The following is a 26,394-nucleotide window of genomic DNA, read 5'->3' on the forward strand; positions in this document are numbered from 1 at the left end:
CCCCTCTCTGGCAAAGGGGGGCGTGGGGTCTGACAGGTTTACTTGTTAATCTGCTGGTACACGTCCATCAGGTCGACTTTGCTGCTTGCGCTCAGGTCAGCGATGATCTTGTCGGCCAACCCGTCCAACCGGGCCGAAAACGCCGCGCGTTCGTCATCGGTCAAAACGTCGAGCGAAGAGCCCTCGGTAGCGAGGATGTTCGCCTTGGCCTCGTCTCCGGAAGCAACAAAGGCGTCCGCACCCTTCATGCTCAGCTCCCGGCCCGCCACCGCCATGAGCTTTGCACGTTCGTCTTCCGAAAGAGCAGCATAGCTTTCGCGGTTCATCGTGACAAAGAACATCGTCACGTTCGAGGGCAGGTTGGTGACAACATTGGTCGCCACTTCGTGCAGCCGGAAGGCGTTGACGCCGTCGATGCCGATCAACGCGCCGTCAACCACCCCGGTTTGCATCGCGTTATAAAGATCGTTCGCTGGCATCGTGACCGCGTTTGCGCCCCAGGCGCCGACCATCGCGGCGCCAATCGCCGAAGAGGTCCGGATATTCAAACCAGCCAGATCTTCGGGGCTACGTACTGGGCGCGTCATGACAAGCGCTGCCGGGCTGTTGGGGAACAGCGCCAGAAGCTGGGTGCGTTTGAAGTCCTCGGCAAAGGCATCCATGTTGTCCCAGATGACATCGACCGCCTCTCGCGGCGTGTCGAACAAGCCGGGCATTTCCAGCATAAGCGAACGCGGCATAGGAACGGCATCACTGCCGGTCAGGCCGATGGTGATGTCGGCGATGCCTTCAAGCGCGCGGGTGTATTGCTGCGTCGGGCCTGCGCCCAGCTCGCCCGAGGGGTAAATTTTGATCGTGACGGCCCCGTTAGTGGCCTTGGCCAGCTCTTGCGCAAGTGGCTCGGCCGCGCCTACCTGCAATTCGTGGTTCGGTGGCAGGTAATGCGCCAGCGTCAGTTCTGCGGCAGCAAGCGGCATGCTCAGACCCATGGCGAACGCCACGGCAGACGCATAAAGACCAGTTTTCTTGGCAAAGTTCATCGTATCCTCCCTAGGATGTTGGTAAAGGTGTCTCGGGGTTTCAGCACAAAGCGCTGCCAACCTCGACGCTCCGAGATCATGGATCAAATCGCTCGGTTCACATAGCGGATTGCAGCATTTTCAGATAGTCGGCCATGATTGGTTTTCGCGGATTGGTCAGCGTCAGGTGATCAGCCTCGGCTCTTGTCGCGATCTGGGGCAGGATGTCGGTCGGTACCCCCATCTCGCCCAGCGTCGTTGGCAGACCAAGCGACCGGGTGAAATCGGTTATCCAGTCCTCAAGCGCCATCTCGTCTGGCACTGCGGCGGCGGTACGGATCCGTGCCTGCGCGGCCTGTGCCACCTCGGCGTTGAAGCGCACGATATGCGGCAGCAATACGCCGATCAGGCGACCGTGATGCAGGTGCAGCTCGCCTAGTGGCGTACCCATAGCATGGGCACCGCCCAGCCCTTTCTGAAGGCACATGCCCCCTTCCAGCGCGGCCATCATCATCTCCCACCGGGCCTGCCGGTTCTGGCCGTCCTGAACTGCAACCGGCAACCATTTGGCCGCGCGTGCCACGCAATCCAACGCAATCGCCTCGGCCGGGGGATTGACCATGGTGCTCATCGCCGCCTCAACCCCGTGACTGAAGGCGTCGATTCCCGTCGCGGCAGTCAGCGAGGCGGGCAAGGTCAGTGTCAGTTCCGGGTCGCAAATGATCGTATCGGCCACCATGTTCAAATTGACGGCCACCATCTTGGACCCATCCAATAAGGACATCACGCAGGCGCGGCCGATCTCGGCCCCGGTGCCTGCCGCCGTAGGGATGGCAATCTGCGGGGCCACCTTGCCGATCTTCTCGGACCCGCCAGTCTTAACGTTGTAGTCCGCCAGATTACCGCCATGGCTGGCCAGCAAGGCCACCGCTTTGGACAAATCAATAGGTGACCCGCCGCCAAGGGCGATCAAACCGTCACAGCCCTGTTCAGCCCAAAGGTCTAGACAGGCAAGAAGGCTCTGTTCCGTGGGATTCTCGGTCGTACCTTTGTAGACAACCGGCTGGCTCGGCTTGGCGGCGTCCAGCACCCGGTCCAGGATACCGGCTGCCGCAACCCCTTTGTCGGTCACCAACAGCGGGCGCTTCAGCCCCAGCCGAGCGATTTCCTCCGCCAGCAACGAAACCGCGCCAAAATCAAACTGAATCCTCGAAATATACTGGATCAGGGCCATTATGCGCCGACCTCAAGGTAGATGTGCTTGGTCTCCATGAAATCGTTCATGGCCTCGACGCCATGCAGACGACCGATGCCGCTGGTGCGGTAGCCGCCGGTTTCAACCTCGGCCATCAGGCGGTTGTGGCAGTTTAGCCAGACGGTGCCGAATTTCAGCTTTCGACTTACCCGTATCGAGCGGTTCAGATCGTGGGTGTAGACGCTTGACGCCAGCCCGAACCGCGTTGCGTTTGCCCGCTTGATCGCGTCCGTCTCGTCCGAAAACCGTTCAAGCGTCACAATCGGGGCAAACAGTTCATCTTGGATGAGCCAGTTCTTTGTATCCTGCACCTCGAAGATCGACGGGGTGACGAAAAACCCGTCTTCAAGCGCGCCTTTCGGGGCCTCCCCCTTGAGGACGACGTTGTCGGCATCCTGCGTCGCACGCTCGATCACCGCGAGCACGCGCTGATGAGATGCTGCGTCGATCAGCGGCCCCAGTACGACGCCGGGTTCCATGGGGTCGCCGATCCGGGCCTGCTCAAAGGCGTTCGCCAGCCGCGTCTTGACGTCGTCATAGATGCCGTCGTCCACCAGAATACGGCTTACCGCGGTGCACATCTGGCCATTCAGAACAAGCGACGATCGGGTGATTTCGGCGATGGCACTGTCCAAATCGGCATCAGCAAAGATGATCGCGGGTGCCTTGCCGCCTAGCTCCAGCGACACGTGTTTGATCGAGCGGGCGGCATTGGCCATGATGACCGATCCAGTCTGGGACGAGCCGGTGAAGGAAATCACGTCGATCTCGTCATGCGTCGAAAAGATGCTGCCAACTTCGATCCCGTTTTCGTTGACTGAGTTCACGACCCCGCCGGGCAGGGTTTGTGTTTCGGCAAAACACTGCATGACCATAGCATTAATCAGCGGGGTTTGCGGGGCTGGCTTGATAACGATCGTGCATCCGGCGGCCAGCGCTGGCGCCACCGACCGGACCAGCAACGTTACAGGCGCGTTCCACGGCACGATCACGGACACGACCCCCGACGGCTCGCGGGTCATGAGCGAAAGCTTTCCAGTGCCGCTCTCGAATGTGCGACCGAACAGGTTGCGGGCCACGCCCGCGTAATATCGGGCCTCCCCGATGCTGGCCGCAATCTCGCCCTGTGCTTGCGGCAGGATCTTGCCGCTTTCACGGCAGAGAAGTTCTGCCATATCGTCTTTGCGCGCCTCCATCCGGTCAGCAAATTCCAGCAGCGCCGTTGCTCGCTCCCGGGGCGAGCTGGTCCAAGCACTGGTTTCAAACACATCGCGGGCAGCCTCGATTGCGCGGTTCGCAAGCGTGGTTGAGCCACGCGGCGCGCGTCCTAGCACCTGCCCCGAAGCTGGGCATCGGCTTTCTTCATGGCCGTTGGGGGCATCTCTTACCCATTCGCCACCGATAAAATGATTCCCGTCCGCATAGATCATCTTGTCGCTTCCCATCCCCTATTTTCCAGCGCTTATGGCGTAATCGCCCCCCTGAAAGAAATTCTTTTTTCTTCATCCTACCTAAAGAGAATATTTTAGGTACGTGATTAGGCTCAGGACCCATTGATCTCAGCGGAAGGGCATGATTCACCGCGCGAAAACTGAGCGGTGATATGTCTGATCTCTTCTGGCTGAGCGATGCGCAGATGGCGCGTCTGGAACCCTATTTCCCGAAGTCCCATGGCAAGCCCCGTGTCGACGACCGGCGCGTCTTGAGCGGGATTATCTTCATCAATCGCAATGGGTTGCGTTGGCGAGATGCGCCGAAAGACTATGGCCCCCATAAGACGCTCTACAACCGGTGGAAACGCTGGAGCGACAGGGGGATCTTCGCGAAGATGATGGCGGGGCTGGCTGCCGAGCACGGCGAGAAGAAGACCGTGATGATCGACGCCACATATCTGAAGGCCCACCGAACGGCGTCCAGTCTGGGCGTCAAAAAGGGGGGCGCGGTCGCCTGATCGGGCGGACTAAAGGCGGCATGAATACGAAACTTCATGCCATCTGCGACAGCCAGGGACGTCCGCTCAACCTTTTCGTCACGGCTGGACAGGTCAGCGACTACATCGGTGCGCGAGCGCTTTGTGACAGTCTGCCGGACGTCGACTGGCTACTCGGAGATCGCGGCTACGATGCCGACTGGTTCCGGGAAGCTTTGAAGGACAAGGGGATACATGCCTGCATCCCCGGTCGGAAACAGCGAAACACAACCGTCAAATACGACAAGCGCCGCTACAAACGCCGAAACCGCATCGAGATCATGTTCGGCAGGCTCAAGGACTGGCGGCGCGTTGCCACGCGCTACGACCGATGCCCGAAGGTCTTCCTCTCTGCCATCGCTCTCGCCGCTATCGTCATCTTCTGGCTATGAGATGCTGTAACGGGGCCTGCGTCACGCACGACCGTTGCCACTTGTCAGATCAGCACCGCGCTGTCGCCATTCCCGTATTGAACCCAGATGGAGGATGACGGGATGAAGCTATTTATTGGATTGGATGTGTCGTTGGCGAAGACCGCAGTTTGTGTGGTCAGCGAGCATGGCCAGATCGTCAAAGAGGCGGAGACTGAAAGTGAACCGGAAGCTTTGGCGCATTGGTTGGACGAACTTGACGGCAGTATCGCAGCGATTGGCCTGGAGGCCGGGCCACTGTCGCAATGGCTGCACAGAGGGCTGACCGAAGCTGGACTGGAAGCGGTGCTCATGGAAACGCGCCAGGTGAAAGGAGCGTTGAAGGCGATGCCGATCAAGACGGATCGCCGCGATGCAGAAGGGATTGCACGCCTTCTTCATCTCGGCTGGTTCCGCCCGGTTCACTGTAAATCCGTCTCTGCTCAGGAAACCCGGGCAGTTCTCGGCGCTCGAAAGGCTATCCAGCAGAACATGATCGCTCTGGAAATGTCGGTGCGCGGATTGCTGCGGAACTTTGGCCTCAAGGTCGGTGCGATCTCCCGCGGCAAGTTCGAGACACGCATTCGGGAATTGGCAGATGGCAATCCGATGCTGGAAGCCGCGACTGAACCGATGCTGCGGGCCCGAGCGTCCCTACGACAGGAACTGGCCGATCTCGAAAAGTGCGTGCGGCGGTTGGCCTGGGATGATCCGGTTTGCCAACGCCTTATGTCGATGCCAGGAATCGGTGTCGTCGTAGCACTGACATTTCGTGCTGCGGTCGATGATCCGGCCCGCTTTCGGTCTTCGAAAAGGGTCGGACCCTGGGTTGGTTTGACGCCTTCACGCAACCAGTCCGGTGAACGGGACGTGTCGGGTGGTATAACCAAAGCTGGCGATGTCAATCTGAGAAGGGCGTTGTGCCAGGCTGCAACTGTCATGATGAACCGTGGCCGATCGACTTGGCTGAGAACGTGGGGAGCCCAACTCGTGCAGCGGCGCGGACGCAAAGTTGCGATGGTCGCCCTCGCACGCCGCATCGCTGTCATACTGCATCGGATTTGGGTCGATGGCACAACCTTCCAATCAGATGCGGCGCCAAACCCTGCCTAACAGGATGACACCCCACCCGTTGCCTGCCTGATCGCAGGCCTTTGAGGTCCCGCAGGGACGTGGTTCCGATGATGCCGTGGTCAGGACTGTCGCTGGTTTTTGCCAAGCACGCCTATGAGATGGGCACATCGGAATTACATCGAACCAGCATCATGTTGGCAGCCATCGCGCTGACCACGAACCGAAGCATGTTCCCCAAGGATCTCAGCTATAGGCCGCGAAGGAAGCCAGGACCGGCACCAAGTATATCAAAGTAACCTCTACGGCGGGTCAATTGTTGTGCGCAAAACCGCTTGACTGGGACGCCCCCGTTACCGAAGTCCTGAGCCTAAGGCTTCCGTAGTTTCTGGTTATCCGATGGTTATAACATTTTCTTCACCCTAGCTAAGCGAGATGATATTGGATGGCGTGTAATCCAATCAGTTAAGTGCAGCAGTTGAACATGTGGGTGGAAGGAAACCTCGATGATGGCTGCCGACTGGGGATTTGCGTCCATGCTGCCTGTCCAAAGCGTGGAACTACACCGCGTTCCATAACGATACTGAAGACGCGGTAGGAAAATATCATGAAAATGTTGCAAATGTTGGGGGCTGCTACATTGGCTGTTGGGCTGTCCGCGTCTGCCCAGGCAGATACCATTGGACTAGCCATCATGCCTCAAGGTACGCTTGGATACTCAACCGGGTCGTCTATCGCCAGCGATTTGAATGAGAAAATGGATGTCGGGGCAGTTTCGCAGCCGAACTCCGGCGAAACGGCCTTGATACCGTTGGTCAATTCGGGCGAGCTCGACTTTGGTATCGTGAATATCTTCTATCGGCCACGTCTCGCGCCCAATAGCCATGCCTTTGCGTGTATTCGCAGGGCTTCTCGCGATCATCAATGCTCTGCATTTTCCGTCCTGCCAACAACAGGACAGACCATCACGTTGGCTTGTTCCGTCGCCATTCTGGTCTGGAGCGCAATCCCGGACAGGGCAAAGGTTTCACTGAAATCCACTAACACCTAGGAAAGATCATGAACTACGTATTCCCCCCCGCGCCACAAGCCTCCGTCGCGATCCAGGGTTCCGACGAACGGGTGCCTGTGCGCCGCATTTTCTGTGTTGGGCGCAACTATGCCGAACACGCGCGTGAAATGGGCAAGGATCCGGACCGCGATCCCCCGTTCTTCTTCACCAAACCGGCCGATGCCGTGGTAGAAAGCGGAGAAACTGTGGCTTATCCGCCCGAGACCGAGAACTTCCACTACGAAGCTGAACTTGTCGTGGTGATTGGAACTGGCGGAACGAACATCACGGAAGATCGCAGTCTGGACCATGTCTGGGGCTACGCCGTCGGCAACGACCTGACAAGGCGTGACTTGCAGCTGAAGGCGCGCGAACAGGGCCGTCCATGGGATTTTGGCAAGGCTTTCGATCGTTCAGCCGTGATCGGCCCAATATATCCGGCTGCAAAAATCGGACATCCGGATACCGGCACGATTCAGTTGACGGTCAATGGCGACGTCAAACAGAGCGCCGATCTTGCTGATCTTATCTGGTCGGTTCCAGAAATCATTTCGATCCTGTCCCACTCGATGACGCTGGCGCCGGGTGATTTGATCATGACGGGTACGCCTGCTGGTGTTGGTCAGCTTCAGGTCGGCGACGTCTGTGTAGTTTCCGTTGACGGGCTGGGCGCGATTGAGACCAAGATCGGGCCGCGTGAGAGCTGAAGAGGTACGAGTTATGACACTGAAACTTCATAACTTCTTTCGCTCGTCCACCTCGACGCGTCTGCGTGCAGCCCTGAACCTCAAAGGGCTGGACTACGACTATGTTCAATATGTCTTGCGCGATGGTGAAACCCGCACAGCCGAGTATCTGGCGATGAACCCGCAAGGGCTTGTGCCTACCCTTGAGACTGCTGATGGGCAATTCCTGATTCAATCGCTGGCAATCATTGAGTGGCTCGAGGAAAACCACCCCGAACCGTCGCTTCTTCCACGCGACGCAAATGGGCGTGCGCGTGTTCGAGCCCTGTCCTACATGATCGCGCGCGAGATCCACCCGTTGAACAATCTGCGCGTGTTGTTTCGGCTTCGCGACCAGTTCCGGGCAGACGAGCCCGCGCAGAAAGAGTGGTTCACACATTGGGTGATCACGACCTTTGACTCGTTGGAAGCCGCTCTCAACGCAAGCGATCAAACGGGCAAATATTGTCACGGCGATACGCCAACACTGGCGGACGTTTGCTTGTATGCGCAGGTTTGGAATAACAAGAGGTTCGATATCGGCACCAAGCAATGGCCGACGATTGCCCGCATCCAGTCCGAACTGGAACAACTACCCGATGTTGCGCAGGCCGCGCCCCCAAGACAACCGGATGCGGCCTGAATATCCGATTTCCATTGCTAGAGGAGGCAATCATGATGAACGAACAACTCGACCACAGCAATGTCGAACACGGTATGCAACCCGAGGACACCCCGGAATTGCGTGCTCTTTATAAGGGGTTTGAGGATGAAAACCTGATCCCCCTCTGGACCCAGCTTGGCGACCTGATGCCGATGCATCCCAAACCAAAAGCGGTGCCTCATGTCTGGAAATGGGCCAAACTGCTGCCGCTTGCCAAGACATCCGGCGAACTTGTCCCGGTCGGTCGTGGTGGCGAACGTCGGGCCATCGGGCTCGCCAACCCCGGACTAGGTGGCAATGCCTATATTAGCCCGACCCTGTGGTGCGCCATTCAGTACCTGTGCCCCGGTGAAAATGCTCCGGAACACCGGCACTCGCAGAACGCCTTCCGTTTCGTAGTCGAGGGCGAGGGCGTCTGGACCGTGGTGAACGGCGATCCGGTGCGCATGTCGCGCGGCGACCTACTGCTCACGCCGGGCTGGAACTTTCACGGCCACCACAATGTCGCGACCGAACCGATGGCTTGGATTGACGGGCTGGACATCCCGTTCAGTCAGCAAATGGATGTGGGTTTCTTCGAATTCGGCTCCGAGCGTGTCACCGATAATGCAACGCCGAATTATTCGCGTGGAGAGCGGCTCTGGTGCCATTCGGGCCTGCGCCCGTTGTCGCAGCTTCAGAACACCGTGTCCTCACCGATTGGCGCATATCGGTGGGAATTCACGGATCGGGCCCTGACCGAACAGCTTCTTCTGGAAGATGAAGGACAACCCGCAACTGTTGCTCAGGGCCACGCGGCGATCCGCTATGTGAACCCCACGACCGGAGGCGACGTGATGCCGACGATCCGCTGTGAATTCCACCGGTTGCGCGCCGGTGTAGAAACGGCACCGCGACAGGATGTCGGCTCAACCGTGCTTCAGGTGTTCGAAGGCGCTGGCGCAGTTGTGTTGAACGGCGAGACGCATAAGCTTGAAAAAGGCGATATGTTCGTCGCACCAAGCTGGGCCAAATGGTCGCTGCAGGCCGAAACCCAGTTCGATCTCTTCCGCTTCTCGGATGCGCCGATAATGGAGCGGCTGCACTTCATGCGGACCATGGGTGAGGATTGATGCAATGACGCCTGGAGCATCAGATAAGAGCGGCCTTGAGGCCCTGAAAGCACGCCAAGGTGCAGGTGCCCGATACGACGCCCCTGATGCTCCGGGCGAATACCTTTTACTCGCAAGGCGTGGTTCAGCGTTCTTTGCCCGAAAACTAAATGAGTTATCCGACGTGGATCTAGACGCACCCAGCTTGCGAAAGGGATGGTCACGGAGACATGTGATCGTCGATGTGTGCCATTCTGCACGGATGCAGGCGATCGCGTTGAAGAGCTTGCGCGAGCCCCTGACGGACGAGGAAGAAGCGTGGAAGCCCGACCTGCGCCTTGCTGCCACACTTCCCCCGCGCGCAATTCGCCACCTCTATGAACACACATCCGTTCATTTGAATGTCGAGTATCGTGATTTGGTGAATGATGACTGGAAACGCGTGATCTCGTTTCGGGGCCATTCATCCTTACCAATTCAGGAATTCCCTCTGCGGAGAGCTTACAAGATTTGGAAGGCTGCGTATCATCTTGCGGTATGCGTGAGACTGTCCGATTTGCCTGTTTTTCCGCCAGACATCCAATCGGAGCTTGGGCTTGTCACGTTTTAGGCTCAGGACCCATTGATCTCAGCGGAAGGGCATGATTCACCGCGAGAAAACTGAGCGGTGATATGTCTGATCTCTTCTGGCTGAGCGATGCGCAGATGGCGCGTCTGGAACCCTATTTCCCGAAGTCCCATGGCAAACCCCGTGTCGATGACCGGCGCGTCTTGAGCGGGATTATCTTCATCAATCGCAATGGGTTGCGTTGGCGAGATGCGCCGAAAGACTATGGCCCCCATAAGACGCTCTACAACCGGTGGAAACGCTGGAGCGACAGGGGGATCTTCGCGAAGATGATGGCGGGGCTGGCTGCCGAGCACGGCGAGAAGAAGACCGTGATGATCGACGCCACATATCTGAAGGCCCACCGAACGGCGTCCAGTCTGGGCGTCAAAAAGGGGGGCGCGGTCGCCTGATCGGGCGGACTAAAGGCGGCATGAATACGAAACTTCATGCCATCTGCGACAGCCAGGGACGTCCGCTCAACCTTTTCGTCACGGCTGGACAGGTCAGCGACTACATCGGTGCGCGAGCGCTTTGTGACAGTCTGCCGGACGTCGACTGGCAACTCGGAGATCGCGGCTACGATGCCGACTGGTTCCGGGAAGCTTTGAAGGACAAGGGGATACGTGCCTGCTTCCCCGGTCGGAAACAGCGAAACACAACCGTCAAATACGACAAGCGCCGCTACAAACGCCGAAACCGCATCGAGATCATGTTCGGCAGGCTCAAGGACTGGCGGCGCGTTGCCACGCGCTACGACCGATGCCCGAAGGTCTTCCTCTCTGCCATCGCTCTCGCCGCTATCGTCATCTTCTGGCTATGAGATGCTGTAACGGGGCCTGCGTCACGCACGACCGTTGCCACTTGTCAGATCAGCACCGCGCTGTCGCCATTCCCGTATTGAACCCAGATGGAGGATGACGGGATGAAGCTATTTATTGGATTGGATGTGTCGTTGGCGAAGACCGCAGTTTGTGTGGTCAGCGAGCATGGCCAGATCGTCAAAGAGGCGGAGACTGAAAGTGAACCGGAAGCTTTGGCGCATTGGTTGGACGAACTTGACGGCAGTATCGCAGCGATTGGCCTGGAGGCCGGGCCACTGTCGCAATGGCTGCACAGAGGGCTGACCGAAGCTGGACTGGAAGCGGTGCTCATGGAAACGCGCCAGGTGAAAGGAGCGTTGAAGGCGATGCCGATCAAGACGGATCGCCGCGATGCAGAAGGGATTGCACGCCTTCTTCATCTCGGCTGGTTCCGCCCGGTTCACTGTAAATCCGTCTCTGCTCAGGAAACCCGGGCAGTTCTCGGCGCTCGAAAGGCTATCCAGCAGAACATGATCGCTCTGGAAATGTCGGTGCGCGGATTGCTGCGGAACTTTGGCCTCAAGGTCGGTGCGATCTCCCGCGGCAAGTTCGAGACACGCATTCGGGAATTGGCAGATGGCAATCCGATGCTGGAAGCCGCGACTGAACCGATGCTGCGGGCCCGAGCGTCCCTACGACAGGAACTGGCCGATCTCGAAAAGTGCGTGCGGCGGTTGGCCTGGGATGATCCGGTTTGCCAACGCCTTATGTCGATGCCAGGAATCGGTGTCGTCGTAGCACTGACATTTCGTGCTGCGGTCGATGATCCGGCCCGCTTTCGGTCTTCGAAAAGGGTCGGACCCTGGGTTGGTTTGACGCCTTCACGCAACCAGTCCGGTGAACGGGACGTGTCGGGTGGTATAACCAAAGCTGGCGATGTCAATCTGAGAAGGGCGTTGTGCCAGGCTGCAACTGTCATGATGAACCGTGGCCGATCGACTTGGCTGAGAACGTGGGGAGCCCAACTCGTGCAGCGGCGCGGACGCAAAGTTGCGATGGTCGCCCTCGCACGCCGCATCGCTGTCATACTGCATCGGATTTGGGTCGATGGCACAACCTTCCAATCAGATGCGGCGCCAAACCCTGCCTAACAGGATGACACCCCACCCGTTGCCTGCCTGATCGCAGGCCTTTGAGGTCCCGCAGGGACGTGGTTCCGATGATGCCGTGGTCAGGACTGTCGCTGGTTTTTGCCAAGCACGCCTATGAGATGGGCACATCGGAATTACATCGAACCAGCATCATGTTGGCAGCCATCGCGCTGACCACGAACCGAAGCATGTTCCCCAAGGATCTCAGCTATAGGCCGCGAAGGAAGCCAGGACCGGCACCAAGTATATCAAAGTAACCTCTACGGCGGGTCAATTGTTGTGCGCAAAACCGCTTGACTGGGACGCCCCCGTTACCGAAGTCCTGAGCCTACGGCTACACCACTTTCTTGAAGCGTGAGACTGGTACAATGAAGGCGGCATCGGAATGACACAGACTATTGCAGTCGCTGGCCTGCTCTTGATCTTTGGCACAACTGCTGGCGTAGCGGAGCGGAACCTGATCCCGACGCTCGACAACCACCCAAATGTTTGCCCAGACCAACCACCCGAGCCGGAATGGATGCAGAACATCAATGTGCGCGAATCCTATAAGCGCCTTTTGATCCAACAGATATATCGGGCTCAAAGCATGGAGCGCGTCGTAGACTCGCAAAACTGCGACTGTCCCACACGGTATCCAACTTGGGAGGACGCTGTACGCTTCTACACCAAGCGCTATGCTTCATCTAAATACTGGGACGTTGTCGAAGCGACGTCCGAATACCGACGGCAGGCAAATGAACTGCGGCGCGCCGCCATGCCAATCTGCGAAGCAGTTGGCAACTGGTAGCAATCCATGAGTGTCGTCACCTACTTCGTGGAAACGGCCGAAGGGTATCTAGATACCGCCGCCGAAACTCAGTTTGGTGCGGTCGCAGCAACGGTCGGCACGTTGCTGGTTCTGGGCACAACTCTGGTTGTCATTCTGGTTTTCATCAACATGATCTACCAGTATCGCGCCATGGACGGCCGAACTGCCTTTTGGCTGGCCGTGAAGGTCGGACTGATAGGGGTCTTCGCGGCCAACTGGGTCCAGTTCAATGCGCTTGCCTCAGCAATACTGAACGGAATCGACAGCATTGCCGGGGCCCTTGTGGCTTCTGTCGGCGGCGGATCACCTGGCCCGTCCGGTACCTTTGCAGAGGAATTTGACGAACTGATTGCAGCGCTCGGCGACTATCTGAATGCTGCGGGGTCCGAGCTGAACTGGATGGCCGGTGCCTTGCTTGACACTCTTGGGGTTCTGCTGCTCTCGATTCTTGGCGGGTTGGCGGCGTTCATTGTTGTGGCGTCCCGGCTCATGATCGCTCTGCTAATTGGCATAGCGCCAGTGATGATCTTCTTGACCCTGTTCGAGGTCACCAAGGACTATTTCGCGCGCTGGCTTTCGGCGCTGATCTCCTTTGCGATGTACCCGATTGTCGTTGCCGGCGTGTTCGCGACGATCACAGGTGTCTCTCGCGCGCTACTTGCTGAGCTGGGCGATCCGGAAGGAGCCTCCAACATCGGCGCGCTTATTCCGTTCTTTATGATGGTGCTGATGGCGAAGGGGTTCATCATTGTAACGCCCTTTCTCGTTCGGGCGATTTCTGGAAACATCATGATGCCAGCGCTCTCGGCCGGCTTCGGCGGCAGCTATGCCTTTGCCAGAGGGCTTGCAGGTAGCCAGCAGGTCTACAACCGCTACGCTATTGGGGGCGCGACGGGGGCGGAATACGCAGCCCTGCGCGCGCGCCAATTCTTAGGTGTCCAAGCGTTGCCAAGCCGACCCAATACTGCGGGAGGGCCAACCGCTGCTCCCCCCGGCGACGGGACCGGCACGGGAGCCCGAATGCTGGCACAGCTTTCAAGGTTGGGGAGGTTAGGCAGGCGGTGACGGCCAGGTGACAAAAACCTGCCAAAACCGCAAAGGTTTTGCCGGGGGTTTTTGTCCTGGTTAAGTGACTGATCCAGGGTGGAGTCGGGCGGTCGGCCAAAAACGACATGGTGTGATTGCGGCGGTCGCTCTCTAGTGGCGAACGAGGTCCGGTATGTTGGCCTCATGGATATAAGCCGTGAGGAGAACGACCTATGGAACATTATGCTGGTTTGGATGTGTCACTGAAAGAAATTTCGATCTGCGTTGTCGATCATGATGGCAAGACCATCGCGCGCGGGACGTGTCCTGCGGACCCGGAAGGCGTTGCAGGTTGGTTTCGCAACCGATCGTTCACGCCACACCGGATCGTGCATGAGAGCGGGATGCTTTCTATCTGGCTGCAGCGCGGGATGACGAGGCTTGGCCTTCCCACCACATGCATCGATGCTCGCAAAGCGCACAAGAGCCTGTCGGCGCGGCTGAACAAATCCGATGCGGCGGACGCGGAAGGACTGGCGCAGCTCGCCCGCACCGGCTGGTTCACTCCGGTGCATATCCGGAGCGAAGAGGCCGACCGGTTGCGCTCCTTGGTCGGGGCGCGCGAGCGGCTGATCCGCCTACGCAAAGACCTCGAAGGTCACATCCGAGGTGTCCTGAAGACCTTCGGCATCCGCATGACTGGCATGGGCCAGGGACGGCAAAGGCAGGCCTTCCGGGACCAACTAGCCGAGGCAGGTGAGACCGATCCGGTTTTGCGTGCGATCGCCGATGGCTTCATCGCGGCCCATTCGACCCTGTGTCAGGCGGCTGATGATCTCGACAAAGCCGTGAAGAGAAAAGCCAAGGCGCACCCCGTCGCGCGCCGTTTGATGACCATTCCGGGCGTCGGGCCGGTGAATGCGCTCAGTTTCATTGCCCTGGTCGATGATCCGGGCCGGTTCAGCCGGACATCCGATATAGGTGCCTTCCTTGGACTGACCCCAAAGCGACACCAATCCTGTCACGTTGCCCTTTAATCTGAGACGGGGCGCGTTTGGCGAAAATTTTTGCCCTTAATTGTGAGATGCGGCTGTCATGGGGCCTTTGCTTCTCGCGCGCCTGTGCAGCGACACCGCTGGTGAAACAGCGCGACATTGCAGGTGGTGATTTTGGGGGAAGCGGAAGCCGGGCGTAGCCCGGATGTAGCTTCCCCCAAAATCTCGCGCGGGTTTACCCCGTGCGGTTGGCGGTGACGGCGGTCAGGGTGGTCCGATCTTCGACGACCAAGAAGAGGATCGGATGCCCGGCCGTTTCATCACCGACCGACAACACGAGGATTACATGACCCTTCGACAGCATCACACGCAAAAGATTGCGGCTGCCAAAGCCGGCTTCAGCGTCAGCACCGGAGCCCGGATCGAACGTGACCCCCGCCCTCCATCTCAGAAACGACGTGAGCGCCGACACGGAGGCGGCAAACCCGACCCTTTGGCCGGCCTGTGGAACGAAGAGATCGTTCCGCTGATCGAAGCGACACCGGGCCTTCGGCCGATCGCGGTGCTCGAAGAGATGCAGTACCGTCATCCGGACCGGGACCTGAGCTCTGCGCGCCGCACCTTGGAGCGCCGGATGCGGCTTTGGCGCGCCGAACACGGGCCGGACAGGGAAGTGATCTTCCGCCAGTCACACCCGCCGGGACGGGAGGGCATGTCCGACTTCTTCGACGCGCGCGCGCTCGGCGTCACGATTGCCGGAGTGCCCTTGGCGCATCGGATCTATCACTTCACCCTGGTTCACTCGGGCTGGGAGCATGCCGAGGTGGTGCTCGGCGGCGAGAGCTACACCGCCTTGGCTGGCGGATTGCAGAACGCCCTATGGCTTCTCGGCGGCGCCCCGCGCGAACATCGGACGGACAGCTTGTCGGCCGCCTTCGCCAATCTCGATCGGGATGCCCGAGAGGACCTGCGCACACGCTATGACGCGCTGTGTGCCGACTACGGCATGGAAGCGACCCGGAACAATCGCGGCATTGCACACGAAAACGGGTCTATCGAGAGCCGGCACGGACATCTCAAGACCCGCTTGGAGCAGGCCCTGCTGCTGCGTGGCAGTCATGACTTCGGTGAGTTGAACGACTGGCGACACTTCGTTGCCCAGGTCGTCGCGCGCCACAATGCACGGCATCGGGACCGCCTGAGGGTCGAACGGCCACATCTGCAGCCGCTTCCGGCGCGCCGTAGCTGTGATTACGATGAGGCACGCGTGCGGGTGACCTCGTCGGGCGGCTTCGTGTTCCGAAAGGTGTTCTACACCGTTCACTCTCGCCTGATCGGCTACGAGCTGAAGCTACGCATCTTCGATGATCGCCTGGAGCTGTTCCTCGGCGGCACACCCCTCGAAACCCTACCGCGCGGGCGCCCGCCTGCCGGTGGGCGTGGCGGCCATGGCTATGTCGTTAGCTACCATCACGTCATCCACAGCTTGCGGGCCAAGCCTCAGGCCTTCGCCAACCTGACCTATCGCGACGCGCTCTTCCCTCGCACGGAATACCGCCGATGCTGGGACGCGCTGACGGCTGCCGGACCGCTGCGGCAAGCCTGCCGGATCATGGTCGGCCTGCTGTGGCTCGCCCATGATCAGACCTGCGAGGCGGAATTGGCCGCGGCCCTCTCGGCAATCCTTGCCCGAGGCGAACTTCCGGTCCTCGGGGACCTGCGCTCTCGCTTCACGCGGCCCGAAGGCGATGGTGGGCCCGATGTCCCGGTCTGCATCCCCTCTGCCGGCAGCTACGATGACCTGATCCAAGGACAGGGAGCGGCCGCATGAGCATGACCGTGGAAACCGCAACACTGCCGACCCTACTGACGGCGCTCAGGCTGCCCACGGTCGCCCGCCTCTGGCCGGAGTTCTGCACCCGTGCCGACAAGGAGGGTTGGCCGGCCGAACGCTTGCTGGCGGCGCTGTGCGAGCTGGAGCTGAGCGAGCGGGAACAGCGCCGCATCCAACGCCATCTTGCCGCTGCAAGGCTGCCACAAGGGAAAACGCTCGACGCCTTCGACTTCCTGGCGGTACCCACCTTGAGCCAGGCCCGCGTCAGAGCGCTGGTCGAAGGCGACAGCTGGCTGCAGGCAGGGCACAATTTGCTGGCCTTCGGCCCGCCCGGCTCGGGCAAGACGCACCTCGCGGGGGCCATCGGATACGAACTCATCCAACGAGGGTACCGTGTGCTTATGGCAAGGACGTCGGACCTGGTCCAACGCCTGCAAGTGGCGCGGCAGGACCTAGCACTCTCTCAGGAGATCGCGAAGCTCGACAAGTTCGACCTGCTCATCCTCGACGACCTGTCGTACGTGCGAAAGGATCAGGCCGAGACCAGCGCCCTCTTCGAGCTCATCTCCGCACGATACGAGCGGCGCTCTATCATGATCACGGCCAATCAGCCGTTCAGTGGTTGGGACGCCATCTTCCCCGACAGGGCGATGACCATCGCCGCCATCGATCGGCTCGTTCACCATGCAACAATCTTCGAGATGAACGTCGAAAGCTACCGACGCCGTGCCGCCTATGCCGCCGCGACATCGCTAAGCGACATCGAAGATGACCGCGACAAACAACAGCCCGAAAAGGAGATCGCCACAGCGAAGGACAACTCGCAGCCAGCGACATTGAGCAGCGACATCGAAACTTGATCTGACGGCCGCAAACCGGCACCGTCAAAAAACGTCACCGTCATCCACCTGCGATGTCGCTCAGCACTCAACTGCGATGTCGCGCCACACGCGCCTTTGCGCGATGTGATCAACCGCAGCAAGCAGGCGCTGTTCCTTCTCGAAGGCGCGCAAGAGAGCAACCCTTGCATAGTCGTCGATGCTTTTGCTGACGATGGCTGCCTTAGCCAAGGGATGGGATCGAGCGGCGGCGATTGCGGCGAGGCAGAACAGCCTAACTTCCGATCTGGGGTTCTGGACAGCGAACGACGGATCCCCGCGGAAGGTTTTGAGTGACATGGCAAAGGTGACTGCGCGCATTGCGCGCCGAAGTTGCTTGGGGCCGCGCGATCGCGCGGCGCACTCAAGCATCCCTGCCCCGCGGCGCGCTCGGTATATCAGTTTTCCGGATATTTGTTCCTCACCGGGTTTGCCAAGGGTCTGCACAAGTCTCGTCCCGCAGAATTGGCAGTCAAATGCCCAGGCCCGCCTCCAATGCCTGAGCGAAAGGCCCTCTCGGGAGCATTGCATGCAATGCTGGAATGGTATCTGAGCCGTCAGCGAAGCTTCTCGTGCTGTCATCGCCGGAAAGGCCAAAGATCGCACGACATCTGGGTCGACACGTGCGGCATTGGCAATCTTCTCTGCCGTAGCCGCGTCGATGCTGAAGTCCAAGGCAGTGCCATGCACGTAATCGATTTGTATATGAGCCAGCAGTTCCGTGTCATCACAGTAGTTGGTCGCAGCCAGCCGAGATAGCCAACCTGACAACAGCTCGTCTGGCAGCGGCGTGACAGTTTTCGGCAGCGGGCGCGGCTTCACACCCCGGACTTTTCCAGCCGCCGATGGGAGTTTGCATGGCGCGACCAAACCGGTGTCCATTTCGCGATCGCGTCATCAGTGATGCATTCCTCACCTGTGCCAATGGCGTCTATGGAAAGATCCTTGATCAGGGCGAAGATGCGCGAGGTCACCCCACCGGTCAGCGCAAGTATCTGCTTGAGCGACTTGACCTTCAGATTGGATTTCTTCTCGAGAGGCATTGCCGCGATGAGTGTCTGGATCATGTCCGAGAACTCGGCATCGTCGCGCCAGTTTGGCAGGTGATGTTCGTCCAGCCGCCTGGCAAGCTGGATATCACCACGGATGGCATCGACGGCCTCGCTGACCCCGAGGCAGACCAGCGATACTTCGAGTTCATTGCTGAGATACCGCAGAACATTGAGAAAGCGGCGCTGTTCGCGGTGGGTCCCGGCCAAGAGGTTGTGAACCTCGTCGATCATGATCATCCGAAGGCCAAGGTCGCGTAGGAGCGCGATGACGCGGACTTCGAGGGAAGCCACATTTTGAGCGCGGGCGCTCAGTGCCGTCGCCGGGGCGCCGACGGCGGCCAGGATGTGCAGGTAGAACCGCCGTTCGTCAGGCGCAGGCGGCGCTTGCAGAAGCAGCAGCGGTGTGCGGGTAATGCCTGACGCAGGATCGTAGTCTGGTGCGTACTTGCGCGACAGGTTTCGGGCGATCATCGTCTTCCCGATCCCGGAGGCACCATGCACAAGAAGCCCAGGCATACGGGTTTGCCGTGGCGCTTCGATCATACCCTGCAAGCGGTCCAACACCTGTTCGGCCCGTGGAAAGCCGATCCAGATGTCTGATTGAATGAGGGCGATCCGACCGTCTTCTTCAGTTGTCCCTGCCCTCAATTCACCATCTCTCCACCTTGAACAATGGGCGCGATGTATCACCCGTGTCGATCGGGCGCAGCCCTTCGGTTGACGAAACGGCCGAGTTGGCGCCCTGCAATGCCCCTTTTCGTTCACGGGTTCTGCGTTCGGCCTTCGTCAGGCCCCGGCTTTCAGCCTCGATCTGGCGTTGCTGTCGGATCAGCTCAGCCAGAACCAGCTCATTGGACCCGGACTTGCCAAGGGCCCGAGCCTTCCTCATGGCTTCGCGATATTCCCAGAGGGACGCTGGCGGAATTTCCAGGTTTCTGTAACGCGCCTCAACAAATCGGCCATCGTCTAATTCAACCCAGATCATTGAGATATCGCGAGGATCGTAGCGGACGACCACCTTTCCATCCCCGCGCCCAATGTGACCTGCCAGGGCATCGGACCAGTACCGTATCTGGAACAGATGGATACCGTCCCGCCTGACCTTGCGCAGTTCGCTCGGCAGGAAGCTCACCTGAAAGGCGTCCATCTCGAAGGGGATGTCGCCCGTCATTTGCTCTGAGAGCGCCTCCCATTTGGCAACGGGCGTGCAGCCAAGACTTGAATGTATTCTGTTGTTGTAACGGCAGATTTCCAAAGCAAACCAACGATCGAATTCGCTCAACGTCATCGTGGCCATGCCTTCGGCATCATAGTCGCCCTTGGTCGCGATCGAGGATTGCGTTGTTCCCGGCAACAGGTGGACGGCCCCCATCATCGTCCCGATCAACCGTTCGATGTGACCTCCGAAGTGAGGACTTCCCGGCGGCCGATAGACCAGATCGATCCCCCATTCCGCGCATGCCGAACGAAAGGCCCGCGACCGGAAATCGCGGCCATTGTCGACGTGCAGGCTGAGCGGTTTGCCCTGTGCGGGCCAAGGAATATTGCACGCCAATTCCGCCAGAAGTTCCGCCTTGGGGGCCACCGCCTGTGTCAGGCAAAGCGCTACTGACAATCGCGAAGGCGCCTCGAGAGAAGTGTAGTATCCGGTTACCATCCGCGTTGCGATGTCGATCGCCAGAGTGACCCAAGGCCGCCCAATTGGTTGGCGTTCAAAGCTATCGACAAGAATGATGTCCGCCGGCGTATGATCAATTTGGACGATCTCCAGTGGCACACAGGCCTTGTTCCTACCTATGACCGGCGCAAATTTTTGGCGGGCCGCTTTTGCGCCCTCTCGTGCCTTCGCAACTTCGCGGGCATCCATCGCATCCAGACGACGCTGAACCGTCCGCCGTGTCGGCGCCTGCAAGCCCTGTTGCCAGCACGCGCTACGGATTTCTGTCACGACGCGCGACAGGCTCGAACGCTCCCGGCGCAAGAAATAACGGCGCAGATGTTCTTCGATCACCGCTTCGACCTTGCTTGATATCAAGGCCGTACCGACTGGCCGGCCCCGTTTCCGCGGAGCCAGGGCACTGGTGCGTCCACCTTCTTCGACCAGCCGTTTTATCCAGCGCCAGACCGTCGCCCTGCTGACACCAAGCTCCCAAACGGCGTCATTGACGCCACTTTCCAGGCTGTCAGTTCCTTTAAGATATGCTTGGACAAGCGGGCGCAGCACGGCGGCCCTGCGCGAATCTTCCGCACCAACAGCAACGGAGTCTTCGCCATCATCATCCATCGAAAATTGCCGCACATGTCTGTGAACCCTGTCGCAGGTTTAAGGGTAAAAATATCGGAATAAAAGGCAAAATCTCATATTTAAGGGCAAAGCACAGCCGTTGATTTCGTTGGATTTCTCATCTCACAATTAAGGGCTACGCGACACCCGAAAGTGGGGTCATTTCGCCTGCCTTGCTCGTCTTAGACACGCTTGAGGGTCCAAGCTGGATAAATCTGCTCGTTTCATCCAGCGCAGCACGACAGCTTCGCGACATCCTTGTCGAAAGTCTGCGCGGCGAGTTTCAGCCCCTCGACCGTTGTCAGATAGGGGAAGATCGTCTCGCCGAGTGCCTTCGTCGTCATACCGATCTTAAGCGCCATGACCAGCGTCTGCACGCTGTCTGCCCCCTCCGGCGCCATGATCACGCCGCCAAGCAGACGGTCTGTCGCCCGGTCCGCGACCAGCTTGATCAGCCCGCGCGTATCGCGCGCGGCAAGCGCGCGAGGCACGTTGTCGAGGGTCAGCACGCTGGTCTTGACGTCATGACCCGCCGCGCGCGCCTGCGCCTCAGTCAGCCCGACCCCGGCGACCTGCGGATCAGTGAACACCACCCAGGGCATCGCCGCATTGTCGTATTGTTCGGCCCCGCCCATGACGGCGTTGCGGGCGGCCAACTTGGCGCCATAGGCGGCCATATAAACGAATTGATCGCGGTCCGTGACGTCACCCGCGGCAAAGATCCCGGGCTTTGTGGTCTGCATGTCGTCGCCAACCCGGATCGCACCGCGTGCGTCGGTCTCGACGCCCATCTCCGCGAGGCCCAGCCCCTCGGTGTTGGCGGCGCGCCCCGTCGTCAGGACGAGGCGGTCGGCCGTCAGTTCGCGCTCCGCGCCATTCACCGTCACGGTCAGCACCGCACGGTCTCCGTCGCGCCGCGCGGCGTGATAGGTTGCGCCGTCAAGAACCGTGACACTCCCGGCGCGCAAGACCTCGGTGAGCGCTTGCGCCACCTCCGGCTCGGTGCGCGGCAACAGGCGCGAACGGCAGACGATGGTAACCCGCGTGCCCATCCGCGCCATCATCTGCGCCAGCTCCACGCCGATATAGCCGCCGCCGAGGAAGATCAGGCTTTCGGGCAACTGGTCCAGATCCAGCAGCGACGTGCTGTCGAGCGTTGGTACGTCCCGGACCCCAGGGATGTCGGGCCTGGCCGGTCGACCGCCGGTGGCGACGATCACCTTGGGAGCCGTGATCCTGCGCCCGCCGACCTCGACCCCGCCGGGGACGAGACGGCCTGGACCCTCGTCGAGATAGGTCACACCCTCGTAGCCCGGCAGCAGATCGGCGTACTTCTTCTGGCGCAGTGTAGCGACAAGATCGTCCTTGGCCGCAACCAGCGCCGACCAGTCGGCGACCTGCGCCTCTCCGCTGAGGCCCGGGAAACGATGCGCCGACTGCGCACTGTGCAGGGCTTCCGCAGCGCGGATCATCGTCTTGGAGGGCACGCAGCCCACGTTCACGCAGGTGCCGCCGATGGTCCCATGCCCGATCAGCGCGACGCGCTTGCCGCCCTCGGCGGCGGTGATCGCGGCGGAGAAGCCAGCCGATCCGGCGCCGATCACGGCGAGGTCGAAATCGCCCGTGGGCGCCTTGGTTTCGAATTTCATGAACTCATCCATTTTCTTGAGATGCCCTGCGCCGCTGCCGCCGCCAGACGGCATAGATGGTTAGGCCGATTAAAAACGCCAGCGCGGGCAGCAGCACATAGTCGAGCCAACCCAGCCAGGCCGACAGGCCCACGGCGCCGAGAAGAACGACCAGGATCGGCGTGAAGCAGCAGAGCGCTGCGATGACGGTGCCGACGACACCTGTTGCAATCAGCTTGCGGTCTGTCCGCTCGGTCATCCCGTCAACCCGAGACGCGCGCCGGGTAGCCTGCATTGGCCGACGCGGTGGCGATCGCCTCTGCGCTGGTCGCGGCGGTGTCGAAGACGACAGTAGCGGTGCGCGCCTCGAAGTCGATCTCGACCGCGTGCACGCCTTCGACGCCCTCCATCGCGCGCTTCACGGTGACCGGACACAGCGCACAGGTCATATTGTCCACCGCGAAGGTGAGGGTCTGCTCGGCGGCGACGGTTTGCGCGACGGCAGGGATGGCCGTGATGGGTGCTGTGGCGGTCAGGCCGAACAGAACAAGGGCAAGGATCGTCTTCATGAGGGTGTCCTTTCGAGATCAGTAGAGAAGCGGAGCCCACCAGTCGATGGTGAGTGCAGCGAGGACGAGGATCAGGGAGGTCCAGAGAGCGGACTTGGTGATGCGCGCCGAGGATGGGCGCGCGCAGTAGGAACCGGGCTCGCAGACGGTCGGTTTGCGGAAATAGACCTGCCGGAATCCCGCCCCGATGAAGCCGAGCGAAATCACGGCGAAGATCGGCTTGAAGGGCTCCAGCGCCGTCAGGTTGCTGATCCAGGCCCCCGAGATACCGAGGGTCAGCAGCACCAATGGTCCGACACAGCAGGCCGAGGCGAGAAAGGCGCCCATCACCCCGCCCGCCGCAAGCCAGCCCTTTCGGGCGGGGCGATCCGCTGCTGAGGTGTCAGTTCTGTCGTCTGTCAGCGCCATGTCGCGCACCTTTCGTCTGTGGTTGACGATGGGTGTAGGGTCTGTAGTAGCTACAGGCTCAAGAGGAAAACCCCCATGATCGATCACGAAAGCGAGAGCAGCTTAACACGCGGCGACCTGGCCCGGGCGACCGGATGCAACATCGAGACGATCCGCTATTACGAGAAAACCGGCCTGCTGCCCGACCCGCCGCGCAGCGCCGCAGGCTACCGGATATATTCCGCCGCACACGCCACGCGCCTTCGCTTCATCCTGCGCGCCCGCGAGCTCGGGTTCTCGATGGAGGACATTCGCGGGCTGATGGGGCTCGACGATGGTGCCGCGCCGACCTGCGCCGAGGTCAAGGAGCGGACAAAACGTCACCTTGCGGACGTGCGGGCGAAGATCGCGGATCTCCGGCGGATCGAATCCGTCCTCGCTGCAACGGCATCCAGGTGTTCTGGCGCCGAAGTCCCCAACTGTCCGGTGCTCGACGCGATTTCTGGAAACTGAAAACTATGACACGAACTTCCCGAACTCTTGAAGCTCCCATGCATCGAACTGGAAGATTCAAGATCGTGCCGCTACCCATATCTTGAATCGCCCCTGGCCGGTCACCTCGCGGATCAGGCCTCGCGCTTCCATCCAGGCAATATTGCGTTGAACGGCGGCACGGCTAGCGTTGGTCAGGACCTCGCCCATCGGGGTAGAGACAAGGGGCCATTCGGTAAGCACAGCGCGCAAGGCGCGCGGGGTCTTGCCCGAAAGCGGTGTCATTTCGGCTTCCGCCCGCGCTGACCATGCTTCGACATCGTCTAGGTGCCGCATTGCTGTCAGACATGCCGTCTCCATCCCCTCAAGCCAACGCGCCAAACGATCAGCGGGTGGGCCGCCAGCGCGCAGCCCCCCTGCCCCACCCATGGCCAGAGGTGCAAAGACTGCTCCCTTGCCCTCGCTGGCCGCGATCCGCGCGGCCGTGACTGCCGCTTCCATTCGATCGCCCTGCTGCCCAAGGCCCGCAAGGCTCCAGAGGTGATAACCCGCGCAGGCACGGGTTATCGGGTGCAGCTCGGCGGCTTGCGCCATCAGGTTCAGCCAACCGCCCGCGCGATCCGCGAAAGGCTCGGCGTCATCGACCATGTTCTCGGGATCGCGACGATCGAGGAAGGCAGAAAGGTCCACCTCTGGGCCTGGTCCCCCTGTCAGACGACGTACCGCCCAACCGACACGCGCCAGTGCTGCGGGGTCCTCTTGAACGCCTGACAGGCGCATGGATATCCAAATAGCAATGCGATCCGGGCCAATGCGGTCACCCGCGAACCAGCTGAGGTCGGCAGCCTCGATCAGGGCAAGCCTGTGCCGCCATCCTTCCGGGCTGCGCTTCAGGCGGTCGTCCAGCGCGCCGACGCGACCGGCCACACGGGCAAGACGCGCGGCATGACCTGCCTCTGCTTTCCGCCAATCGTCGAGGACCTCGCCTTCACGCAGTTCGGCCCGTGGTCCTGGTGGCAAGTAATCCGGCTCCTCTTCCATCGGACCGGGCAGGAACCAAAGATCGTCTTCGGACGACTGTTCCACCTCCTCAGCGTCGAGGAAGAGAGCGTCCGATTCATCATGAAAGGCAGGCACTTGAGGCTTCATATGTGCAAAATACTGGAATTTTGCTTTTTACCCAAGGGTTTTGTCGGAATGCGCCCGCGCTCCTTATATTGCATGCGCGCGGCACGGTCTGCCAGAACTCTCTGATCGCGCTCAGCCTATGCAAACTAAGGGGTTTCTGATGAGCAGTGCCACAGAGCACGCTCTTGCATTCGTTTACAAACGGTCGTTTATTGGCGATATATTAAATTGCAAACGGCCCAGTTTCATGCCCCTGATTGGCTATGCGCGCGTCTCCACCGAGGATCAGACCCCCCTGCCCCAGTCTGAAGCACTGCAGTCTGCGGGATGCACCGAGATCTTTGAAGAGCACGCCTCGGGCGGCAATCGCGCGCGGCCCGTGCTTGCACGTGTGCTGGAGCGGATTGGCAAGGGCGACACGCTGGTCGTCGTGCGGATCGACCGGCTTGCGCGGTCTTTGTCGCACCTACTTGAGGTGATCGAAAGACTGGAGGACAAGGGGGCGTTCTTCCGCTCGCTCCAGGACCCGATCGACACTGCCTCGCCTCAGGGCAAGTTCACGTTGCAGGTTCTGGGCGCTGCGGCTGAGTTCGAACGCGCCCTGATCCGCGAGCGTACCAAAGCTGGACTTGCCTCGGCACGCTCAAAGGGCCGCGTCGGCGGCAACCCAGGTCTTCGCGCCAAGGACCCTGAAGCGCTGCGCAAGGTGCGGTTGGCACGACAGGACGGCTACATGGAGCGCTTGCACGAGACAGCGCAGGATTGGGTGCCCCATGTACGCCGCCTGCGGCCGGATATGGCCTGGGAAGACGTGCTGCGTATCATCAATGGCCCCCTGCCCCATGATCGGCGCTGGACGCAAAGCCGCCTGCTCCGCGCCGTGAAGGCATACGTGGCGGACGGATTCCTGCCTGCTGAAGTGCTTGGACGCGCTGGACGTCGCGAAACCGACGATCGCCTGCCTGCGATTGTCGCCGCAATCAAAGGTGCTGACCCCGAGATCACCTTGCAGGCAATCTGCGACCGACTGGAATCCATGCGTGAGCGCACCCCTCGCGGTCGCACCAGCTGGCAGCCTTCCTCAGTCAGAATGCTACTGGAGCGGGCAGAGCGCCTCGGCCTTTTGTAGGCGCTAATGGTCGGTAAACCACTCTGTTCGTTGGCCCAAATCTTCCAGAATCATCGCCTCAGTTGGACGAAAACTACGCAAATATCCAACATAGCCTTGGGGTTAGTTCGCGCGAGCAGAAAATATCTCGAAGGGTATCGGCTGCGCCAGACACGGTCTTTATCGTTGGTAATCAATGCGTTATCTAGCGCAAGCCCCGCGCGACCAAATTGGTGCTGTGGATAACTTTTCCACTACATCTAGATTCTTCTTGCCGGACTCAGATGTTCGTGGCATTTCCGTTCTGACGGCAAAACGCGTCAGACGCGGCTTCGACCGTCAGAACGACAAAGAGCCTTAGCAAAGGCCATGAGAGGCGGCAGAAC

General features: G+C 60.2%; 27 protein-coding genes. 16 read left to right on the plus strand and 11 right to left on the minus strand.

What is annotated here, in order from left to right:
* Positions 1–38: 38 nt before the first annotated feature.
* From P73_RS23925 to P73_RS23935, 3 genes are all read right to left on the minus strand, one after another.
* Positions 39–1,040, minus strand: coding sequence for a TRAP transporter substrate-binding protein (locus P73_RS23925; protein WP_052453662.1), 1,002 nt, complete (start codon positions 1,038–1,040; stop codon positions 39–41).
* Positions 1,041–1,137: 97 nt separating this feature from the next.
* The gene (locus P73_RS23930) at positions 1,138–2,253 is read right to left on the minus strand and encodes an iron-containing alcohol dehydrogenase (protein ID WP_043872346.1); all 1,116 of its coding nucleotides are present in this window, start codon (positions 2,251–2,253) and stop codon (positions 1,138–1,140) included.
* Entirely contained in the window at positions 2,253–3,704 is a 1,452-nt protein-coding gene (locus P73_RS23935) for an aldehyde dehydrogenase family protein (RefSeq protein WP_043872375.1), read from the minus strand. The genes P73_RS23930 and P73_RS23935 overlap by 1 nt, the downstream gene beginning before the upstream one ends.
* Before the next feature lie 173 nt (positions 3,705–3,877).
* On the opposite strand from P73_RS23935, the gene P73_RS25405 reads away from it, so the two are divergent.
* The 14 genes from P73_RS25405 (at position 3,878) to istB (ending at position 17,342) form a co-directional block, all read left to right on the plus strand.
* Positions 3,878–4,635 (plus strand): IS5 family transposase gene (locus tag P73_RS25405; protein ID WP_144401211.1). Its coding sequence is split into 2 segments (ribosomal slippage): positions 3,878–4,199 and positions 4,199–4,635, totalling 759 coding nucleotides; the frame shifts between segments, so codons are not numbered across the junction.
* A gap of 102 nt (positions 4,636–4,737) precedes the next feature.
* Complete coding sequence (locus P73_RS23950; protein ID WP_043867978.1) at positions 4,738–5,766, plus strand: IS110 family RNA-guided transposase; 1,029 nt, start codon at positions 4,738–4,740, stop codon at positions 5,764–5,766.
* Positions 5,767–6,331: 565 nt separating this feature from the next.
* Complete coding sequence (locus tag P73_RS25850; protein WP_139267239.1) at positions 6,332–6,775, plus strand: TAXI family TRAP transporter solute-binding subunit; 444 nt, start codon at positions 6,332–6,334, stop codon at positions 6,773–6,775.
* Between the two features lie 8 nt (positions 6,776–6,783).
* Complete coding sequence (locus P73_RS23955; protein WP_043872349.1) at positions 6,784–7,482, plus strand: fumarylacetoacetate hydrolase family protein; 699 nt, start codon at positions 6,784–6,786, stop codon at positions 7,480–7,482.
* A gap of 13 nt (positions 7,483–7,495) precedes the next feature.
* Positions 7,496–8,143, plus strand: a complete 648-nt coding sequence (gene maiA / locus P73_RS23960; RefSeq protein WP_043872350.1) for a maleylacetoacetate isomerase — start codon at positions 7,496–7,498, stop codon at positions 8,141–8,143.
* Positions 8,144–8,178: 35 nt separating this feature from the next.
* On the plus strand, positions 8,179–9,276 hold the full coding sequence (locus tag P73_RS23965; RefSeq protein WP_043872376.1) for a cupin domain-containing protein: 1,098 nt from the start codon (positions 8,179–8,181) through the stop codon (positions 9,274–9,276).
* A 4-nt stretch (positions 9,277–9,280) separates the two neighbouring features.
* Entirely contained in the window at positions 9,281–9,865 is a 585-nt protein-coding gene (locus P73_RS25410; RefSeq protein WP_074743514.1) for a maleylpyruvate isomerase N-terminal domain-containing protein, read from the plus strand.
* A 62-nt stretch (positions 9,866–9,927) separates the two neighbouring features.
* A protein-coding gene (locus tag P73_RS25415) for an IS5 family transposase (RefSeq protein ID WP_144401212.1) occupies positions 9,928–10,685 on the plus strand; the annotation gives its coding sequence in 2 pieces (ribosomal slippage) (positions 9,928–10,249 and positions 10,249–10,685; 759 coding nt in all).
* 102 nt (positions 10,686–10,787) lie between these two features.
* Entirely contained in the window at positions 10,788–11,816 is a 1,029-nt protein-coding gene (locus tag P73_RS23985) for an IS110 family RNA-guided transposase (RefSeq protein ID WP_043867978.1), read from the plus strand.
* A 385-nt stretch (positions 11,817–12,201) separates the two neighbouring features.
* Positions 12,202–12,606: a hypothetical protein gene (locus tag P73_RS25420; protein WP_074743445.1), complete on the plus strand. Its 405-nt coding sequence runs from the start codon at positions 12,202–12,204 to the stop codon at positions 12,604–12,606.
* A 6-nt stretch (positions 12,607–12,612) separates the two neighbouring features.
* Entirely contained in the window at positions 12,613–13,692 is a 1,080-nt protein-coding gene (locus P73_RS23990; protein ID WP_043872353.1) for a TrbL/VirB6 family protein, read from the plus strand.
* A 194-nt stretch (positions 13,693–13,886) separates the two neighbouring features.
* Positions 13,887–14,690, plus strand: coding sequence for an IS110 family RNA-guided transposase (locus P73_RS23995; protein ID WP_245629306.1), 804 nt, complete (start codon positions 13,887–13,889; stop codon positions 14,688–14,690).
* Positions 14,691–14,952: 262 nt separating this feature from the next.
* Entirely contained in the window at positions 14,953–16,479 is a 1,527-nt protein-coding gene (istA, locus tag P73_RS24000) for an IS21 family transposase (RefSeq protein ID WP_043872354.1), read from the plus strand.
* Positions 16,476–17,342 (plus strand): IS21-like element helper ATPase IstB, encoded by an 867-nt coding sequence (gene istB, locus P73_RS24005; protein WP_043872355.1) that lies wholly within the window; start codon positions 16,476–16,478, stop codon positions 17,340–17,342. The genes istA and istB overlap by 4 nt, the downstream gene beginning before the upstream one ends.
* A 60-nt stretch (positions 17,343–17,402) precedes the next feature.
* Here istB and P73_RS24010 read toward each other — a convergent pair whose 3' ends face one another.
* The 7 genes from P73_RS24010 to P73_RS24040 form a co-directional block, all read right to left on the minus strand.
* Positions 17,403–18,182 carry a TniQ family protein gene (locus P73_RS24010; protein WP_043872356.1) on the minus strand — a complete coding sequence of 260 codons (780 nt, stop codon included), beginning with the start codon at positions 18,180–18,182 and terminating at the stop codon, positions 17,403–17,405.
* On the minus strand, positions 18,179–19,102 hold the full coding sequence (locus P73_RS24015) for a TniB family NTP-binding protein (RefSeq protein WP_275451668.1): 924 nt from the start codon (positions 19,100–19,102) through the stop codon (positions 18,179–18,181). The genes P73_RS24010 and P73_RS24015 overlap by 4 nt, the downstream gene beginning before the upstream one ends.
* Complete coding sequence (locus P73_RS24020) at positions 19,062–20,696, minus strand: Mu transposase C-terminal domain-containing protein (protein WP_074743447.1); 1,635 nt, start codon at positions 20,694–20,696, stop codon at positions 19,062–19,064. The genes P73_RS24015 and P73_RS24020 overlap by 41 nt, the downstream gene beginning before the upstream one ends.
* A gap of 224 nt (positions 20,697–20,920) precedes the next feature.
* The gene (gene merA, locus P73_RS24025; RefSeq protein WP_043772569.1) at positions 20,921–22,345 is read right to left on the minus strand and encodes a mercury(II) reductase; all 1,425 of its coding nucleotides are present in this window, start codon (positions 22,343–22,345) and stop codon (positions 20,921–20,923) included.
* 4 nt (positions 22,346–22,349) lie between these two features.
* The gene (gene merF / locus P73_RS24030) at positions 22,350–22,583 is read right to left on the minus strand and encodes a mercury resistance system transport protein MerF (RefSeq protein WP_082033411.1); all 234 of its coding nucleotides are present in this window, start codon (positions 22,581–22,583) and stop codon (positions 22,350–22,352) included.
* A 4-nt stretch (positions 22,584–22,587) separates the two neighbouring features.
* On the minus strand, positions 22,588–22,893 hold the full coding sequence (locus tag P73_RS24035; protein WP_038068071.1) for a heavy-metal-associated domain-containing protein: 306 nt from the start codon (positions 22,891–22,893) through the stop codon (positions 22,588–22,590).
* A gap of 18 nt (positions 22,894–22,911) precedes the next feature.
* Entirely contained in the window at positions 22,912–23,301 is a 390-nt protein-coding gene (locus tag P73_RS24040) for a mercuric transporter MerT family protein (protein ID WP_043772411.1), read from the minus strand.
* A gap of 75 nt (positions 23,302–23,376) precedes the next feature.
* Between P73_RS24040 and P73_RS24045 the strand changes: the two genes are divergently transcribed.
* Positions 23,377–23,793 carry a MerR family transcriptional regulator gene (locus P73_RS24045; RefSeq protein ID WP_043772414.1) on the plus strand — a complete coding sequence of 139 codons (417 nt, stop codon included), beginning with the start codon at positions 23,377–23,379 and terminating at the stop codon, positions 23,791–23,793.
* A 57-nt stretch (positions 23,794–23,850) separates the two neighbouring features.
* Here the strand turns inward: P73_RS24045 and P73_RS24050 are convergent, their stop codons facing one another.
* Positions 23,851–24,921 (minus strand): hypothetical protein, encoded by a 1,071-nt coding sequence (locus tag P73_RS24050; RefSeq protein WP_043872360.1) that lies wholly within the window; start codon positions 24,919–24,921, stop codon positions 23,851–23,853.
* A 226-nt stretch (positions 24,922–25,147) separates the two neighbouring features.
* On the opposite strand from P73_RS24050, the gene P73_RS24055 reads away from it, so the two are divergent.
* Complete coding sequence (locus tag P73_RS24055) at positions 25,148–26,029, plus strand: recombinase family protein (protein WP_043872361.1); 882 nt, start codon at positions 25,148–25,150, stop codon at positions 26,027–26,029.
* Positions 26,030–26,394: the final 365 nt, after the last annotated feature.

The sequence above is a fragment of the Celeribacter indicus genome (genome assembly GCF_000819565.1).
Classification (GTDB): Bacteria; Pseudomonadota; Alphaproteobacteria; order Rhodobacterales; family Rhodobacteraceae; genus Celeribacter; species Celeribacter indicus.